At 76.8% G+C, this 3,011-nt stretch carries 3 protein-coding genes; all 3 read right to left on the bottom strand.

Annotated features, from left to right (window positions below):
• On the bottom strand, positions 1-324 hold a 324-nt coding region (locus tag L1885_RS26385), incomplete at its 3' end, for a hypothetical protein (RefSeq protein ID WP_308117405.1).
• Positions 317-2,035, bottom strand: a complete 1,719-nt coding sequence (locus tag L1885_RS26380) for a DUF3492 domain-containing protein (RefSeq protein WP_235799673.1) — start codon at positions 2,033-2,035, stop codon at positions 317-319. The genes L1885_RS26380 and L1885_RS26385, both read right to left, overlap by 8 nt.
• Positions 2,036-2,300: 265 nt before the next feature.
• Positions 2,301-3,011 (bottom strand): DUF3152 domain-containing protein (locus tag L1885_RS26375; RefSeq protein WP_235799672.1); only part of this gene is annotated, 711 nt, incomplete at its 5' end.

Raw genomic sequence — 3,011 nt, 5'->3', positions numbered from 1 at the left:
GCCCTCGGCATCGCCGTCCGCGTCGCCCCACCCGACGTCGGCGCCCCCGCGGGTCGTCGGCACCGGGGCCCAGGGCTCGCCCGCCGCGGCGTGCGCCGCGACGGCGATCCCGCGCGCGGGGCCCGTACCGGTGGCGATGCCGGGGCGGAGGGTCTCCGCGGTGTCGGTGCCGGTGGCATCGGCGGTGTGAACGGTAGGGATGGTGTCGACGGCGTCGACGGCCGGCGTGGGCAGCTCCCATGCGGTGGTGGTGCGGCCCGCCGGCGGCCCGGCGGCGGGCGTGCGGGGTGCCGTGGGGAGACCTCCGAAACCTCTGTCAGACATCGGCGCTCCCCGCACCCGCGGCCGCGCCCGCGCCGACGCTCTCGCGCGCCGCCTCGCCGGCCCAGCGGACGGGCACGCGCACCTCGGTGGTGGTCGCGAAGGGCAGCGGCGCCCCGACCGCGCCGACCACCGGGGCCCCGTGGCGCCCGGGGCTGTGCGAGACGATCTCCAGATAGGCGGCCCGGAAGGCGGCCACGTTCTGTTCGACCGTGAAGAGTTCGAGCGCGCGGGAGCGTGCGGCGGCGCCCAGCAGCCGCCTGCGGCCGTCGTCCGCGAGCAGGTCCAGGCAGGCCCGCGCGAGGGCCTTCGGATTGTGCGGCGGCACGACGAGGCCGGTGCCGCCGACGATCTCGACGACGGCGCCGACGTCGGTGGACACCGTCGCACGGCCGCAGAACATGGCCTCGACGAGACCGGCCGGGAAGCCCTCGACGGAGCTGGACAGCACCACCACCCCGGCGCCCGCGTAGGCGTCGGGCAGTTCGGGCGCCTCGGGCCCGCCGACCTCCTCGAAGGAGACGGGGTTCTCGCCGATCGCGTAGGCGCCCGACGCCTCGTCGGGGAACAACTGGGCGGCGAGGGTGCGGCAGTGGGAGAGGTACGCGGGCCCCTCGCCGGCCGCGGCCGCCGTGCCCACGATCCTCAGCCGGGCGCCGGGCCGCCGCCTGCGGATCTCGGCGAACGCGTGCAGCAGCGAGACGAGGTCCTTGGCGGGCTCGACGCGGCCCACCCACACGAGCGTGTCGGGGTCGCCCGGGTCGTCGCCCTCCCCCACCTCGGCGAACCTGCCGGCGTCCATGCCCGGGTGGACGGTGCGCAGAGAGGCGCGGTCGGCGCCGCAGCGCTCCTGCCAGCGGCGCGCGTGGGCGTTGCCGTGCGTGACGAGCTGGGCGGCGCGGTAGACCTCGGCGGCGAGCCTGCCGTGGAACGCGGCGAGCAGGGCGCGCACGGGAGCGCGCGCGGCACCCTCACGCGCGCCGTCGGCCGCGAGGTAGTGGGAACGCAACTGCACGCCGTACTCCGTGACGAGGAGCGGGACGCCGAAGAAGCGTTTGGCCAGCAGGCCCGGGATCGCGGCGGGCCCGGCCGTCGTCGCGTGGCAGACGTCGGCGGCGGCGAGGGCGGGGCCGGTGTCCGGGGCACCGTACGCGTCGGCGCGCCCGCGGCGTGCGGCCGCCGTGTCGCCCTCGCTTCCGTACCAGTCGAGCGAGAGCGGGCGCAGCGCGCGCTCCATCTCGCCGGCGAAGGCGAGGAGGTCGGGGACGGTCGCGTCCCGCACGCCCCGGCGCGCGCCGGGGGCGCGGCAGGCCGCCTCCAGCGCCCGGACCGCCGTCTCGGAGCGCAGGGCCGCGTACAGCCCGTCGCGTTCCCGGGCGAGTTCCGCGAGGCCGTAGAGCCCGGCGGCGAAGGTGTCCGCCCGCTCGTCGCAGACGCCGAGGGCGAGCCGGCCGAAGTGGTCCGCGAAGCGCCGGCGCTCGCGCCGCCCGTACGTCCGCCCGTCGTCCACGGGTGTCCACAGGGGCGCCGTGTGCACCCGGCGGACCTGGGGCGGGAGGCCGACGAGCCCGAGCCGCTCCTGGCGCTCGCCGCGGCTGAGCGCGTAGACGTCGAACTCGTGGTCCGCGAGCCCGCGTACAAGCCGCTCGCACCAGAGTCCGAACTGACCTGCCGCGTACGGATAACCACCGTCCGTGAGCAGTCCGATCCGCACGAACACACCCCCGTTCCTCCCCGTGGGAGGCCGCCGTCGGCCCGGCGACCCGCTGCGGCACGACCGTATGCGGAGAGCGAGGCGGCGCGATGGACGGTTGTCCATCGCGCCACCGGAAGGGGTGAAAGCTCGTAACTTTCCCGGCCGGCGCGCGTTCGCGCCGTCCGGGGCGCGCGGCGGCGCGCGGGCAGGGCGCGCGGGCAGGGCGTGCGGGCGGGGCGTGCGGGCGCACCAGGACAACGGGGCCGTCCGGCCCGACGGCGCGTCAGCCCTTGGGGTACACCCAGGGGTTGGCGCGGCACTTGATGCCGCCGATGTCCAGGGACTTGGTCTGCTGCTGCATCACCGGGGCGAGCGCGCCCGGGGTCGCGCACGTCACGTGGTTGTGGCCGAGCCGGTGGCCCACCTCGTGGTTGATCAGCATCTGGCGGTACGCGTGCATGGCGTCCGGCCCGTACGTCGCGGCGCCCTGGGCCCACCGGTACGCGTTGATCATGACGCGGTCGGTGGAGGCCGAGTCGCACGAGACGTGCTCCTCGCTGGTGTCGAGGCCGGACTTGGCGCACCAGACGTCGGTGGTGCCGGGGCTCGCGAGGGTGATCACGAAGTCGGGCCTGCCGCTGGAGATCCGCTCGAACGTCATGTCGCCGTGGTGGGCCCAGCTCCGGTCGTCGTTGAGGGTGCGCTGCACCGCGTCGGCGAACAGCCGCCCGTCGAGGCCGAGTCCGTCCTCCATGTCGACGCGGTAGCGGTAGCGGTGCCCGGTGCCGGGCGCGGCGGCGGACCCGGGGACGGTGCTGAAGCGGCCGGACCCCTTCAGGCCGGCGGACATCGGGAAGCGCTCGGCCATGAGCTGGTCGTACGTCGGGGCGGGCGCCTTCACCGTGCGCACGCCGCCCGCGGCGGCCGGGTGCGACTCACCGTCGCCGGGGGCCGGTGCGGCGGCGGCGCCCGTGCCGCTCGCGCGGCCCTCGTG

Origin of the sequence: Streptomyces fuscigenes (assembly GCF_021556455.1) — a bacterium.
Taxonomy (GTDB): Bacteria; Actinomycetota; Actinomycetes; order Streptomycetales; family Streptomycetaceae; genus Streptomyces; species Streptomyces fuscigenes.
This window is presented reverse-complemented; position numbering and strand designations above follow the sequence as displayed.